Raw genomic sequence first — 12802 nt, 5'->3', positions numbered from 1 at the left:
TCAGGCCCGGGCACGCCGAAGTCCCCGGGAACGCGACTTGCATCAACCGATTCGCCCCCTCACGCGTTGTCGCCCGATGTGCCTGATCATCCACAAGCCCGCCGGCCGCCCGGTCTGCCCCGCCTTCGTCGAGAACGCCTGGCGCCGCAACCCCCATGGCTGGGGCGTGATCACCTGGGGCGCCGACGACGAGCCCCGCGCCCAGCAGGGCATGCGGCTGGATGACCTGCTGGGTCACCTGCAGTCGCTGCCCGAGGATCAACCGGCGCTGCTGCACCTGCGTCAGGCCACCGTGGGCTCTGTGAACCTGGCGATGACCCACCCCTTCCTGGTGCGGCCGGGCCTCTGGCTGATGCACAACGGCTCGATCCGCCAGCTGCGGCCCAGCCAGCCGGGCCACAGCGACACCGCCGAACTGGCCCGCCTGCTGGGCGAGCTGCTGGCCGGCCTGACCGACGCCCAGGCCCGCGCCACCGTGCGCTCCGAGGCCTTCGCCCGCCTGCTGGCGCCGCTGGTCAAGGGCTCGATGGTGCTGCTGGCCGACCGCGACGGCGTGGTCCGCCTGGGCCGCGAGTGGCACCGTGTGGCCCACGACGAATGGCACCCCAGCATGCAGGGCATCGAGGTGTCGAACGCCCGCACCTGGCGGCCGCGCTGCCCGCAGGCCTGGCGCCAGGCCTGGGCCGACCTGCGCTGGCAGTTCCGCCACTGGAAGGCCCGGCTGGCCGCCTGATCAGCGCTGCTGCAACGCCCGGGCGATGCGCTGGCGGTGCACCGTGGGCCGCGGCACCTTGCCCGGCCACTGCTCGAACCAGGCGCGCACGTCCTCGTCCAGGCCGATGCCGTGCATGAAGTTGTAGATCGCCTTCTTCAGCCCCGGGCCGAGCAGGTCGTGGTCCACACCGGTGGGATCGACGAAGCCCACGTCGTTCATCGCGAACGGGGAGTCGGGCAGCGGCAGCAGCTGCACGCCGTAATGCGCCGGATCTTGCCCCACCGGCGAATGGACGGTGCAGGCGAAGCGGTGGAAGAAGCCGCTGTGGATGCAGCCCTCGGCAAACAGCTGGCGCACCAGCTCCAGCGCGTCCACCGTGTCCTGCAGTGTCTGCGTGGGGAAGCCGTACATCAGGTAGGCGTGGACCAGCACCCCCGCGTCGGCAAAGCCCTTGGTGACGCGCGCCACCTGCTCCACCGTCACGCCCTTGGCCATCAGCGCCAGCAGGCGGTCGGAGGCCACCTCCAGGCCACCGGTGACGGCGATGCAGCCGCTGTCGGCCAGCTGCCGGCACAGCGCCGGCGTGAAGGTCTTCTCGAAGCGGATGTTGCCCCACCAGCTGATGCCGGTGTTGCGGCGCTGCAGCTCATCGGCCAGCGCCTTGAGCGCCTTGGGCGGCGCGGCCTCGTCGACGAAGTGAAAGCCCGTCTGCCCGGTCTCGGCGACGATGGTCTCGATGCGGTCGACCAGCACCGAGGCATTGGCCGCCTCGTAGCGCGAGATGTAGTCCAGGCTGACGTCGCAGAAGCTGCACTTCTTCCAGTAGCAGCCGTGCGCCACGGTGAGCTTGTTCCAGCGCCCGTCGCTCCACAGCCGGTGCATCGGGTTGAGCATGTCCAGCAGCGACAGGTACTTGGCCAGTGGCAGGCCGTCCCAGGTGGGCGTGCCGACCTCGTCGAAGGGGATGTCGGGCTCGGGCCAGTGGATCTGGCGCACCGCGCCCCCCTCGCGCACCATGGCGCGCACCAGGCGCTCGCGCGAGCGCTGGCCCTGCAGGTGCTCGATCAGCGCCAGCAGCGGGCGCTCGCCGCCGTCCAGCGTGATCACGTCCACATGGTCGAAGAGGCGCGGCTCGCGCAGCTGGCGCAGCTCGGTGTTGACGAAGCCGCCGCCCAGCGCCACGGTGATCGTGGCATCGTGTGCCTTGACCGCCGCGGCGATGCGCAGCGCCGCGTACAGCGCGCCCGGGAAGGGCACCGACAGCAGCACCAGCGTGGGCTGGTGGCGCGCCAGCGCCTCGCGCGTCAGGCGCGCCAGCGTGCGGTCGAGCAGGTTGGGCGGCGCGGCCAGGGCCTCGGCCATCGGCTCGAAGCTGGGCTGGCTGGTGGCCAGGCGCTCGGCATAGCGGACGAACTCGAAGCGCGGGTCCACTGCCTCGCGGATCACGTCGGCCAGGTCGTTCAGGTAGAGCGTGGCCAGGTGGCGCGCGCGGTCGGTGCCGCCCAGCACGCCGAAGGCCCAGCCCAGCGGGTCGCCGCTGCCGTCGTCCACGTAGTGCTCCAGCGCGTCGAAGCGCGGGCCTTCTGGCAGCAGGGTGCGGGCGTTGATGCGGTGCGCCAGCGTGCTGTCGCCGCCCTGCAGGAAGCGGATCACCGGCGCGATGGTGGCGCGGTAGGCGTCGAAGTGCTGCAGGAAGTGGGCGATGACCCGGCCGGGCTTGGCCACGCAGCGGGCATCGGCGCGCAGCGCGTCCAGGCCGTCGGGGGTGAACAGGTCCAGCACCAGCGCCAGCGCCAGATCCTCCTGCGCCGCGGTGATGCCGCGCGAGCGCAGGAAGCCGGTCAGGTAGGCGGTGGACGGGTAGGGCGTGTTGAGCTGCGTCATCGGCGGGATGACGCTGAGCACGCGGACCGGCGTGGCCGTCATGGCCGGGGCTCCAGCCAGGGCGACCAGGTGGGCAGCTCGATCGGCCCCAGCGCGCGGCCGTGTTCGTAGGTGGCGGCCAGGCGGAAGGGGTGGCGCGCGCTGCTGTTGTCGTAGACACGCGTGCCATCGGCGCGCCAGGCGGCCTGGGCCAGCAGGCTCCACAGCCGCTGGTGGCGCTCGCGCACGCGATCTTCCGGCACCGAGTGCCCGCCCTGCGCCGCCCGCAGCTTCACGCGCGCCACGCTCAGCTCCACCGGCACCAGCACCACGTGCAGGTGGACCAGGTAGCCGCGGGCCTGGGCGTCCTGCACCAGGGCCAGCTTGGAGGGGTGGGAGAACACCGTCTCGGCCGCGAAGGACAGGCCTTGCGCCAGCGCCTGCTGGCGGGCCTGCGCGGCCAGTGCGGCGGCCTCGTGGCCATGCGCTTCTTCGTCACCCGGCCAGTGCTGGCGCGCCAGCACGTCGGCATTGATGAAGGGCAGGCGCGTGATGGGTGACAGCACGCGCTCGAAAAAGGTGGTCTTGCCCGCGCCGTTGGGGCCGGCGATCAGTTGCAGCAGGGGCATCCGGTGGGGGCGGCAGCCTCACTCGACGATGCGCAGCTGGCCGTTGGCGTCCAGCTCGGCGTAGCGGTGGCCCTCCTGGGCGAAATCGCGTGCCAGGTCCAGGCGCGCCAGCTGCGCCGCCAGCTGTTCCTCCCAGGTGGCGCGCACCACGGCCTGTTCCTGCAGCTGCAGCGCGTCGTATGAGGCCTGGCCGCGCAGCACCGCCTGCACCTGGGCCACCGAGACGCCCGGGCTGCGTTCCAGCTCGCGGCCCAGCCGGGCCCAGTGGCTGACCTGCTCGGCCACGCTGCGGCTCATGGTCTGGGCGGCCTCGCGGGCGGCGGCGGCCAGTTCACGGTCCAGGCGGATGGGGGCGGCGGCAGTGGCCATGGCAGGCTCCGACAGCAGTGGTAGCAATATGCTACAACAAACCGCTCGCCCGCGTCAGAACAAGGACGTCTGGTCCGGGTGGGGCGTCAGGCGCGCGTGTTCCAGCGCCAGCAGTTGCAGCTTGGTGCGCGTGCCGCCCGGCGCCGAGAAGCCGCCCGCGCCGCCGTGGGCGGCCAGGATGCGGTGGCAGGGCACGATGGGCGCGAAGGGATTGGCGCCCAGCGCCTGGCCCACGGCGCTGGCGGCACCGGGTTCGCCCAGGGCCAGCGCCAGGTCGCCATAGGTCCGTGTCTGGCCGGGCGGGATGGCGCGCGCCAGCGCCCAGACGCGGCGGTGGAAGTCGGGCGCGTCGTCATCGGCCAGCGGGATGTCGGAAAGGTCGTCGTTGGCGCCGGCCATCACCGCGCGCAGGCGGGTGATCCAGGCCTGGGCGACGGCCGGCACGTCGCTGGCCGGGCCCTCGCCGTGGCGGCGGCGCATGCGCGCCGACAGGCCGTCGCCGGGCAGCAGGCTGCCGGCCAGGCGCTGCTGCGTGTCCCAGGCCAGGCCGCAGACGCCGACGGGCGTCTCGAACGCGACCCAGCCGCGATCGGTCATTGCGCTTGGAAGCCGGTGGCCTTGATGATCTTCGACCAGGTCGCGGTGTAGGCCGCCTCGGTCTTGCCCAGTTGCTCGCCGCTCATGTGGCCCACGGTCAGGCCCATCGCGCTCAGGCGATCGTGCACCGCCGGCTTGGCCACCACCTTGGCCAGTGCGGCCGAGAGCTGGTCCAGCGTGGCCTTGGGCGTGCCGGTGGGCGCCCAGATGCCGTAGTAGGGCAGGTCCTCGAAGCCACTCAGGCCCAGCTCCTTGAAGGTGGGCACGTCGGGCAGCACGGCCTGGCGCTTCTCGCCGATCACCGCCACCATGCGCAGCTTGCCGGCCTTGTGGTTCTCGATGAAGTCGGGCACCGAGCCCACACCGGCGGCGATCTGGTTGCCCAGCATGTCGGCCATCATCGGCGCGCTGCCGCGGTAGGGCGCGGCCACCAGGTCGAGCTTGTTGCGCTCACCCAGCACCTTGACCAGGAACTCGGGCACCGAGCCCGGCGCCGGCACGCCCACCACGCCCTTGCCGCCCTGCGGGCCACGCAGCCAGGCCAGGTACTCGGTGTAGCTCTTGGCCGGCGTGCCGCCCGACACCGCCAGGGCGTTGACGAAGGTGGCGAAGCCGGCCACCGGCACAAAGTCCTTGGCGGGCTCGAAGCCCGGCGTCTTCACGGTCTGCGGGACGATCGAGATCGTGTGGTCGTGGCTGAGGAAGAGTGTTGTGCCATCGGCCGGCGCGGCCTTCAGCGCCTGCGCGGCCAGCTGGCCGCCGGCGCCGGCCTTGTTCTCGACAATGATGGTCGCGCCACCCAGCTCATCCTTCAGATGCTCGGCCAGCAGGCGGGCGATGGCGTCGGTGCCGCCGCCGGGCGGAAAACCCACCAGCAGCTTGATGGTCTTGCCATCGGCGTGGGCCAGGCCGGCGGCGCTGAGTGCGGCGGCAGCGGCCAGGGTGCGGACCAGGCCGCGGCGGGTGAAGGCATGGGTCATGGATCGGGTGTCCTGCGCAGGTAATTGGGGCGGCCATGGCCGCCGGTCAGCGGCCAGAATACCGCAACCGATGTCGCTCGACTGCACCACCTGCGGCGCCTGCTGCGCCACCTTCCGGGTCTCCTTCCACTGGTCCGAGACCGATGCCTGTCCGGGCGGCGGCGGTGTGCCGGCCACGCTGACCGAGCCGGTCAGCCCGCACCTGGTGGCGATGCGCGGCACCACCGCGCGACCGGTGCGCTGCGTGGCGCTGGACGGCCAGGTGGGCCAGTCGGTGGGCTGCCGGATCTATCCGCTGCGCGCCAGCACCTGCCGCTCGGTCGAGCCCGGCGACACCCAGTGCCGCAAGGCGCGTGCGGCGCACGGCATGGCCGATCCGCCGAAGCCGCGACAATCGGGCAGCGCATGAACCCTCCCCTCCTTCGCCTGCCCGACGCCCGCCACGCCCCCCGCGTGCCGGCCCACATCACCCCCGAGCAGCTGGAACGCGTTCGCCAGGGGGCCTACAACCTGCCGCAGGTGGTCAAGCCGGCCGACTTCCTCGATGAAGCCGCGCCCGGTTTCGAGCACCACCTGGACGAGCGCGGCCTGATCCTGCTGCAGAAGGCGGTGCCGCACCAGCGGCCCAGCCGCTGGATCGCGCCGGGCCTGATCGACGCCGCGCTGCGCCACCTGGACGAGGTCGGCGTGGGCCGCGAGACCCGCGGCCCGATGCTGGAGCGCCACGCCACGCTGGAGGCGCTGGGCATCACCCGCGACACCGCGCGCGGCCTGGGCGAAGGCTGGGAACGCCTGTACCGCGCGCCGCTGCCGCTGCGCTGGGCGGCCTGGTCCCAGCCCGGCGCGCTGCAGATCGCCTACCGCGCGCCGGTGGACGCCGAGGTGGTCTGGGCCTACTTCCGCCACGGCGACAAGCGCGCGCTGCTGGGCGGCCTGGCCGACGCCCCGCCCTGCCCCCATGCGGCCGAGGTCGCCGCCCACATCGACAGCCTGGCCGAGCGCAGCGCCTGGTGCGACGAGGCGGCGATGGACACCCTGCTGCCGCGCCTGCAGGCCGAACTCTCGCGCGCCGGCAGTGCCGACGAGCTGAAAGCCGCCTGCACCCGCGCCCAGGACCGCTGGGAGCGCCAGGTGGGCGAGCAGCAGACGCTCTCCAGCCTGACCCATGAACTGGCCTTCCAGGGCTACCCCGACAGCTTCCCGCTGGCGCGACAACTCAAGCGCAAGGTCACGCTCTACGTGGGCCCGCCCAACAGCGGCAAGACCCACGCCGCCTTCGAGAAGCTGGCCGGCGCACTGGACGGCGCCTACCTCGCGCCGCTGCGCCTGCTGGCGCTGGAGGGCCGCGACCGCCTGGTGGCGCGCGGCGTGCCCTGCAGCCTGCTGACCGGCGAGGAGAACCAGCCGGCCGACGGTGCGCGCGTGGTCAGCAGCACGATCGAGATGGTGGGCACCCGCGAGGTGCTGGATGTGGCCGTCATCGACGAGGCGCAGATGATCTTCGACGCCTCGCGCGGCTGGGCCTGGACCCAGGCCATCGTCGGCGTGCCGGCGCGCGAGGTGATCGTGATCTGCTCGGCCTACGCGGTGCCGGCGATCGAAACCCTGCTGGGCCTGTGCGGCGAGGCGGTGGAGGTGCGCCAGTTCCAGCGCAAGCAGCATGTTCAGTTGCTGCCCGGCCCAGTGGCCCTGCCCACGCTGAAGAAGGGCGACGCCGTGGTGGCCTTCAGCCGCCGCGACGTGCTGATGCTGCGCGACCAGATCGCCGCCAATGGCCATCCGGTCAGCGTGATCTACGGCGCGCTGCCGCCCGAGGTGCGCCGGCGCGAGGCCGAGCGCTTCGCCGGTGGCGAGTCGCACATCCTGGTGGCCACCGACGCCATTGGCATGGGCCTGAACCTGCCGATCCGCCGCGTGCTGTTTTCCACCATGGTCAAGTTCGACGGCGTGGGCGACCGCGCGCTGACCGAGTCCGAGGTGCACCAGATCGCCGGCCGTGCCGGCCGCTACGGCATCCACGAGGAAGGCTTCACCGGCGTGCTGCACGAGGCCGAACCCGGCGCCGCGCGCGCTCTGAAGGAACTGCTGCCGCGCCCGCCACGCGCGCCGCGCCATTTCAAGGCGCCGGTGGCGCCGAACTGGTGGCATGTCAGCACCATCTCGCAGCGCCTGGGCAAGTCGCGGCTGCACGAGGTGCTGAGCGTGTTCATGGACCAGCTGGCGCTGGACAACGCCCACTTCGAGGTGGCCGAGCTCGAGCAGATGCTGGACCTGGCGGTGGAGCTGGATGCCCAGGCCGGCAGCCTGAGCCTGAAGGAGCGCTTCATCTACGCCCAGGCGCCGGTGGACACCCGAACCGAGCACCTGCTGCAGGACTTCTACAGCTGGGCCCACCAGCACGCCGCCACCGGCCAGGCCGGCCGTCCGGTGTTCCTGGACATGGTCGACAGCCACAGCCGCCTGGAGCGCATGGAACAGGCCCTGCGCGCCTGCACGCTGTGGCTGTGGCTGGACCTGCGCTTCCCCGGGGTCTACGGCAACCTGGACGAGGTGCTGGGCCTGCGCGAAGTGCTCAATGACGGCATCGAGCGGCAGCTCAAGGCCAAGCGGCCGCTCTGGCAGGCGCGCCAACGGCGCGGCAGCCCTCGGCGGTGAAGCAGGCGCGCCAGCGTCGCGGCAGCCCTCGGCGGTGAAGCAGGCGCGCCAACGGCGCGGCAGCCCTCGCCGGTGAAGCAGGCGCGCCAGCGGCGCGGCAGCCCTCGGCGGTGAAGCAGTCGCGCTCAGCGCCGCAGCGAGCGGCGCTGAGCACGCCGGCATCGGTCAGTTGGCGCAGCTGCCGTCGATGGTGGGGTTGTCGAAGGCGGTGCGCACCCTCATGTCGCCGAAGTAGCTGTCCTGGCTCCAGCTGGTCAGGCCGAAATACACCGGCGCCGCCGTGAAGGTGGCGCTGGTGGCCACCGGCACCCATTGTCCGTGCGGGCCGTCCCAGAAATAGGCGGTCAGCATCTGGCCGGCACGCTTCAGGCGCAGCTTGCCCTGGATGTTGCTGGTGTTCGCCGGGGCGTTGAGCGTGTAGCCATAGTTGCTCAGGTCGCCGGCGTACTGCGCAGTGCCGTCAGGCAGGCTGACCATCTGCATCGCGGCGTAGGTGGTGTCGAAACCGACGCCGTTGGTCTGCGTGGTGTTGAGCATCAGACCGACGCGCACGCCGTTGGCGGCGGGGTACTCGGGCAGGTAGAACTCGGTCGACACATCAAAGTCGCCGGTCAGTTGGCAGGTGCTGTAGTAGCCACCGCTGGAGACCTCACCCTTGACGCCCTTGTTCAGGTCCACGCGCAGCCGGCCGGCGTGCTCGAAGACATGCACCGCGGGGGAGACCCGCACCACCCACTTGGTGAGCTGGAAGTTGTCGTACACCGTGCCCGCCTGGGCCATGCCGGTGAGGGCCGCAAGCGCCAGGGCGTGAATTGTCTTCATAGGTATCTCCATGAGATGAACGGAAGGGGACCTCCCGCACGGATACGGCTGGTGCGGTCTGGGCATGGTGGAGGGGGGAGTGGGGCTGCCTCTGTGCGGTGGGCAACACAGGCCGCGCTGCGATCGGCTCAGGGCTGCGCGCGGTCCTGGCTGAAGTAGCCCTCGGTGTGCAGCAGCTCGTCGCGCGCGCCCAGCGCTCTCGCGGCGGCCACGCAGTCGTCCACGAAGGCGGTGGCGCCGGCCACGAACACGCTGTGGCCGGACAGGTCCTGGAACAAACCGGGCAGCAGTGCCGGGATGCGGCCGGTCAGGCCCTGCCAGCCCATCGGCGCAGGACCGGTCAGCGTGGGCCGATAGCTGAAGCCACGGTGCCTGGCCTTCCACCAGGCCATCAGGCCGGTGTCGTAGACGTCGTCCGGCGTGCGGCCTGAGTAGACCAGGGTCACCGGCTGCTTGAAGCCGCGGCGCAGCGCCGCCTCGGTCAATGCCAGGATCGGCGCCAGGCCCGAGCCGGCCGCCAGGCACAGCACCGGCGTGTCCACGGCCGGATCGCCAATGAAGGTGCCGTAGGGGCCGCTGACCTTGACCTGCTCACCGGGCTGCAGCTGCTCATGGATCCAGCGGCTGGTGGTGCCCTGGTCCTGGCGCGTCACCTGCAGCGTGATCTCGCCATCCTCGCGCGGCGCGCTGGCCAGGGAATAGCTGCGCACCGGCGCACCGGCCGAGGCATCGCCCAGCTGCACGTACTGGCCGGGCCAGTAGCGCATCGGCTCGCCCAGAGGACGCAGCTTCAGCTCGACGATGCGCGGCGTGCGCGGCACACGGTCGGTCACCACGTAGTACTGCTGCTCGCGCGGCGGAAACAGCTTGGGGCCGGCGGCGTCGGTGCCCCACTCGATCACCAGCTCGTCGCTCAGCGGCTTGGCCATGCACATCAGGCCATAGCCCTGTCGCCGCTCGTCCTGGCTGAGCGCCATGTCCAGCACGAAACCCTGGTCGAAGTGGCCCGAGACCACCTTCACCTTGCACTCGCCACAGGCGCCAGCCCGGCAATTGTTCGGCAGGGCATAGCCCGCCTTCTCCAGCGCCTCCAGCACGGTCAGGCCGCTGTCACACTCCACCGTGCGCCCGCTGGGATGCAGACGAATCACACCCATTCAGTTCTCCGCTTTGACGATGCGCCGACCGCGGCGGTACGCCGCCCCGTCAAGGACCGCGCGCGGAACCGGCTTCGCCGGGCCGCTGCGCGAGCCCCCCTGGGGGGTGGCGACCGCCAGGGAGCCTGGGGGCCTCAGAACACCGGGATGATGTCGACCATGTCGACGTCGCGGATCTCTTCTCCGGTGATGCCCACTTCGGGGATCGCCGGGAACGGGATGCCGTACTTGTCGAGCACGCCCTTGAGGTTGAGCATGGCGTTCTTCCAGTTCTCCTTCTTGGCCTCGTATTCCGGCACGTAGAAGCCGGCGTTGCGGGCCACGGTCTCGATCTCGCGCTGCCAGGCGACGAAGTCAGCGGGGATGTCCCAGAAATCCTCCGGCGGCTCGAACAGCACGCCCGACAGGAACAGGAAGCCGGCGCGCACCTGCTTGGTGATCAGCGCCTTGTCGCTCAGGTCCATCTTCGGGTAGTCGCGCTCCATCAGCGACAGGCAGATCGCCATGTGGCGGCCCTCGTCGCGACCGATGTTGCGAAAGGCCTCCTTGAACACCGGCTCGGTGCACTTCGCGGCCATCTGGTGGAAGATGGTGGCGGCGGCGATCTCGCCCATCAGGAAGCTGCTGAACAGCACCGCCAGGCTGTACTTGGGCACGGCGTTCTTGTAGCCGTTCCAGTAGCGCCCACCGTTGTAGTACAGCCAGTGCGCATTGCGCTGCGCCTTGCGGCCGATCTCGGTCTTGGGCACATAGGTCAGCGGGTCCGGGTGCTCCAGCATCTTGGTGATCGCCAGGCCGCAGATCTGCTCGTGGTTCTGCTCGTCGCGGGTGACGCTGAAGAAGCAGCGGCGCACCGGGTCTTCCTCGTGCGCCTCGTAGGTCTTGATGAAGGCGGCGGCGAACACCGGCGGCGCCGAGGCGTCAAACACCGACAGGATGGTCCACCAGTAGGCGATGGCCTCGCGCTCCTCCCAGCTGTAGGTGCTGGGGTCGAACGTGTCCCAGGGCAGCTTCTTCGGGTCCCAGTTCTCGCGCTGGGCGGCGTCCCAGATGTCTTCCAGCTTCTTCGTGTGGGCGTGCCAGCTCAGCGGGTAGACATTGGGCTGCGGCGTCATCGGCGGCAGCGCCATGCTCTTGGCGAGGTGTTCGTGCTTGGCCATCGGGTGTCTCCTTGCGGGTGGGGGTTCATTCATTAACCGACCGGTCGGTAATCTAATTCAGGTCAAGCCCTGACGCAAGGCGCTCGGCCGCCCGGATAAACCCTGATGACATCAGGGTGGCTGCTACACTGGCGGGGTCATGGGGGAGTAGCCACCCTGCGCAACGCAGGGGCCCGACGTCAACACACTTGGCCTGAAAGCGGCCATGGCGCGGGCAACCTCACCGTCCGGCAAGACCTTTGACCACGCGCGCTGCCACCCGGGGCCGGAGCGGCGCCGTGGTCATCGCGACCCGCGCCGGCCCCTGGAATCCACTGCACATGGAAGCTTTTCTCGTCTCGACCGGTCTGGTCGCCCTGGGTGAAATGGGCGACAAGACGCAGTTGCTGGCCCTGATGCTGGCCGCCAAGTTCCGCCGTCCCGCGCCCATCGTGGCCGGCATCCTGGTGGCCACGCTGCTCAACCACGCCGCCGCCGGCGCAGTGGGCGGCTGGGTGGCTTCGCAGCTGGGCCCCACCGTGCTGCGCTGGGTGATCGGCGGCGGCTTCCTGGCGATGGCGGTGTGGATGCTGGTGCCCGACTCGCTGGACGAGGACACCGAGGGCGGCACCCAGCGCTGGGGCGTCTTCGGCACCACGCTGGTGGCCTTCTTCCTGGCCGAGATGGGCGACAAGACGCAGATCGCCACCGTCGCGCTGGCCGCGCGCTACCCCAGCCTGGTGGCGGTGGTGGCCGGTACCACGCTGGGCATGATGCTGGCCAACGTGCCGGCGGTGTTCCTGGGCGATGCGGTGTCCCGGCGTGTCAACATGCGGCTGGTGCACACCATCGCCGCGGCCGTGTTCGCGCTGCTGGGCGTGCTGACCCTGCTGAACGTCGGTCAGCTCTTTTGAGCCAATATCGCGCCATGACAACGCTGCACGACGACGGCCCCAGCGGCTGGCTGCATTCCCATGACTTTGACGCCGGCAACCCGGCCGGCGAGCGCGGCACGCGCCTGGTGATGTGGCTGACGCTGGCCACGATGGTGGTGGAGATCGCCGCCGGCTGGTGGTTCAACTCGATGGCCCTGCTGGCCGACGGCTGGCACATGAGCTCGCACGCGCTGGCGCTGGGGCTGGCGGCCGGCGCCTATGCGCTGGCCCGCCGCGAAGCACGTGACCCGCGCTACGCCTTCGGCACCTGGAAGATCGAGGTGCTGGCCGGCTTTGCCAGCGCGGTGCTGCTGCTGGTGGTGGCGGCGCTGATGGTGGCCGGCTCGGTCGAGCGCCTGATCGACCCGCAGGCCATCCACTACCCCGAAGCCATGGCGGTGGCCGTGCTGGGTCTGCTGGTCAACCTGGGCAGCGCCTGGCTGCTGGGGGGCGGCCATGGGCATCACCCTGGCCACTCGCATGGGCACCACCACGATCATGGCCACGACCACGAACACGCCCACCACCACGACCTGAACCTGCGGTCGGCCCAGGTGCATGTGCTGACCGACGCCGCCACCTCGGTGCTGGCGATCGTCGCGCTGGGCGCCGGCTGGTGGCTGGGCTGGGCCTGGCTGGACCCGGTGATGGGCATCGTCGGTGCGGTGCTCGTGGCGCTGTGGGCCAAGGGCCTGGTCACCGACACCGCCCGCGTGCTGCTCGACCGCGAGATGGACCACCCGGTGGTGGCCGAGATCCGCGAGGTGGTCGAGGTCGACGGCGCGCGCATCAGCGACCTGCACGTCTGGCGCGTCGGGCGCGAGCGCTTCGCCTGCGCGATCACGCTGAGCGCCCCGGCCGGCCTGACCGCCGCCGAGGTGCACCGTCGCCTGGCCGTGCACGAGGAGATCGTGCACGCCACGATCGAGCTGCAGTAGGCC

13 protein-coding genes and 1 riboswitch are annotated in these 12802 nt (G+C 71.0%); of the genes, 5 read left to right on the top strand and 8 right to left on the bottom strand.

The genetic code is table 11. From position 1 onward, the window contains the following. Window positions 1–76 precede the first annotated feature (76 nt). Complete coding sequence (locus KAK07_RS20835) at window positions 77–733, top strand: class II glutamine amidotransferase (RefSeq protein ID WP_210863036.1); 657 nt, start codon at window positions 77–79, stop codon at window positions 731–733. Here KAK07_RS20835 and KAK07_RS20830 read toward each other — a convergent pair whose 3' ends face one another. The 5 genes from KAK07_RS20830 to KAK07_RS20810 are packed head-to-tail and all read right to left on the bottom strand — an operon-like array spanning window position 734 to window position 5153. Continuing rightward, window positions 734–2641, bottom strand: coding sequence for a B12-binding domain-containing radical SAM protein (locus tag KAK07_RS20830; protein WP_210863034.1), 1908 nt, complete (start codon window positions 2639–2641; stop codon window positions 734–736). Then, window positions 2638–3207 carry an ATPase gene (locus KAK07_RS20825; protein WP_210863032.1) on the bottom strand — a complete coding sequence of 190 codons (570 nt, stop codon included), beginning with the start codon at window positions 3205–3207 and terminating at the stop codon, window positions 2638–2640. Before KAK07_RS20825 ends, KAK07_RS20830 begins: the two co-directional genes overlap by 4 nt. An 18-nt stretch (window positions 3208–3225) precedes the next feature. Continuing rightward, window positions 3226–3576: a TA system antitoxin ParD family protein gene (locus tag KAK07_RS20820; protein WP_210856661.1), complete on the bottom strand. Its 351-nt coding sequence runs from the start codon at window positions 3574–3576 to the stop codon at window positions 3226–3228. A 54-nt stretch (window positions 3577–3630) separates the two neighbouring features. Then, window positions 3631–4173 (bottom strand): methylated-DNA--[protein]-cysteine S-methyltransferase, encoded by a 543-nt coding sequence (locus KAK07_RS20815; RefSeq protein ID WP_210863030.1) that lies wholly within the window; start codon window positions 4171–4173, stop codon window positions 3631–3633. Then, entirely contained in the window at window positions 4170–5153 is a 984-nt protein-coding gene (locus KAK07_RS20810; protein WP_210856663.1) for a Bug family tripartite tricarboxylate transporter substrate binding protein, read from the bottom strand. The genes KAK07_RS20815 and KAK07_RS20810 overlap by 4 nt, the downstream gene beginning before the upstream one ends. Before the next feature lie 70 nt (window positions 5154–5223). Between KAK07_RS20810 and KAK07_RS20805 the strand changes: the two genes are divergently transcribed. Beyond that, a complete protein-coding gene (locus KAK07_RS20805; RefSeq protein ID WP_210856664.1) occupies window positions 5224–5562 on the top strand; it encodes a YkgJ family cysteine cluster protein in 339 nt (112 codons plus the stop codon). Beyond that, window positions 5559–7808: a helicase-related protein gene (locus KAK07_RS20800; protein WP_210856665.1), complete on the top strand. Its 2250-nt coding sequence runs from the start codon at window positions 5559–5561 to the stop codon at window positions 7806–7808. Before KAK07_RS20805 ends, KAK07_RS20800 begins: the two co-directional genes overlap by 4 nt. 165 nt (window positions 7809–7973) lie before the next feature. Here the strand turns inward: KAK07_RS20800 and KAK07_RS20795 are convergent, their stop codons facing one another. From KAK07_RS20795 to KAK07_RS20785, 3 genes are all read right to left on the bottom strand, one after another. Next, window positions 7974–8630, bottom strand: coding sequence for a hypothetical protein (locus KAK07_RS20795; RefSeq protein WP_210863028.1), 657 nt, complete (start codon window positions 8628–8630; stop codon window positions 7974–7976). 128 nt (window positions 8631–8758) lie between these two features. Then, the gene (locus KAK07_RS20790) at window positions 8759–9787 is read right to left on the bottom strand and encodes a 2Fe-2S iron-sulfur cluster-binding protein (RefSeq protein ID WP_210863026.1); all 1029 of its coding nucleotides are present in this window, start codon (window positions 9785–9787) and stop codon (window positions 8759–8761) included. A 134-nt stretch (window positions 9788–9921) separates the two neighbouring features. Further along, the gene (locus KAK07_RS20785; RefSeq protein WP_210863024.1) at window positions 9922–10947 is read right to left on the bottom strand and encodes a ferritin-like domain-containing protein; all 1026 of its coding nucleotides are present in this window, start codon (window positions 10945–10947) and stop codon (window positions 9922–9924) included. Window positions 10948–11072: 125 nt separating this feature from the next. Beyond that, a riboswitch (yybP-ykoY riboswitch) is annotated at window positions 11073–11191 on the top strand. Between the two features lie 76 nt (window positions 11192–11267). Here KAK07_RS20785 and KAK07_RS20780 point away from each other — a divergent pair. After that, a complete protein-coding gene (locus KAK07_RS20780) occupies window positions 11268–11840 on the top strand; it encodes a TMEM165/GDT1 family protein (protein ID WP_210856669.1) in 573 nt (190 codons plus the stop codon). A gap of 23 nt (window positions 11841–11863) precedes the next feature. Beyond that, window positions 11864–12799, top strand: coding sequence for a CDF family Co(II)/Ni(II) efflux transporter DmeF (gene dmeF / locus KAK07_RS20775; protein WP_375140995.1), 936 nt, complete (start codon window positions 11864–11866; stop codon window positions 12797–12799). Window positions 12800–12802: the final 3 nt, after the last annotated feature.

This window comes from Ideonella alba (assembly GCF_018069875.1).
GTDB lineage: Bacteria > Pseudomonadota > Gammaproteobacteria > Burkholderiales > Burkholderiaceae_C > Ideonella > Ideonella alba.
The sequence above is the reverse complement of the archived record's forward strand: the minus strand, read 5'-3'. Positions and strand labels throughout refer to the sequence as shown.

Coding starts and splice junctions, on each gene's coding strand:
- KAK07_RS20780 (WP_210856669.1), top strand. CDS start 11,268: ATGGAAGCTTTTCTCGTCTCGACCGGTCTGGTCGCCCTGGGTGAAATG.
- KAK07_RS20790 (WP_210863026.1), bottom strand. CDS start 9,787: ATGGGTGTGATTCGTCTGCATCCCAGCGGGCGCACGGTGGAGTGTGAC.
- KAK07_RS20830 (WP_210863034.1), bottom strand. CDS start 2,641: ATGACGGCCACGCCGGTCCGCGTGCTCAGCGTCATCCCGCCGATGACG.
- KAK07_RS20820 (WP_210856661.1), bottom strand. CDS start 3,576: ATGGCCACTGCCGCCGCCCCCATCCGCCTGGACCGTGAACTGGCCGCC.
- KAK07_RS20810 (WP_210856663.1), bottom strand. CDS start 5,153: ATGACCCATGCCTTCACCCGCCGCGGCCTGGTCCGCACCCTGGCCGCT.
- KAK07_RS20825 (WP_210863032.1), bottom strand. CDS start 3,207: ATGCCCCTGCTGCAACTGATCGCCGGCCCCAACGGCGCGGGCAAGACC.
- KAK07_RS20795 (WP_210863028.1), bottom strand. CDS start 8,630: ATGAAGACAATTCACGCCCTGGCGCTTGCGGCCCTCACCGGCATGGCC.
- KAK07_RS20805 (WP_210856664.1), top strand. CDS start 5,224: ATGTCGCTCGACTGCACCACCTGCGGCGCCTGCTGCGCCACCTTCCGG.
- KAK07_RS20785 (WP_210863024.1), bottom strand. CDS start 10,947: ATGGCCAAGCACGAACACCTCGCCAAGAGCATGGCGCTGCCGCCGATG.
- KAK07_RS20800 (WP_210856665.1), top strand. CDS start 5,559: ATGAACCCTCCCCTCCTTCGCCTGCCCGACGCCCGCCACGCCCCCCGC.
- KAK07_RS20815 (WP_210863030.1), bottom strand. CDS start 4,173: ATGACCGATCGCGGCTGGGTCGCGTTCGAGACGCCCGTCGGCGTCTGC.
- KAK07_RS20835 (WP_210863036.1), top strand. CDS start 77: ATGTGCCTGATCATCCACAAGCCCGCCGGCCGCCCGGTCTGCCCCGCC.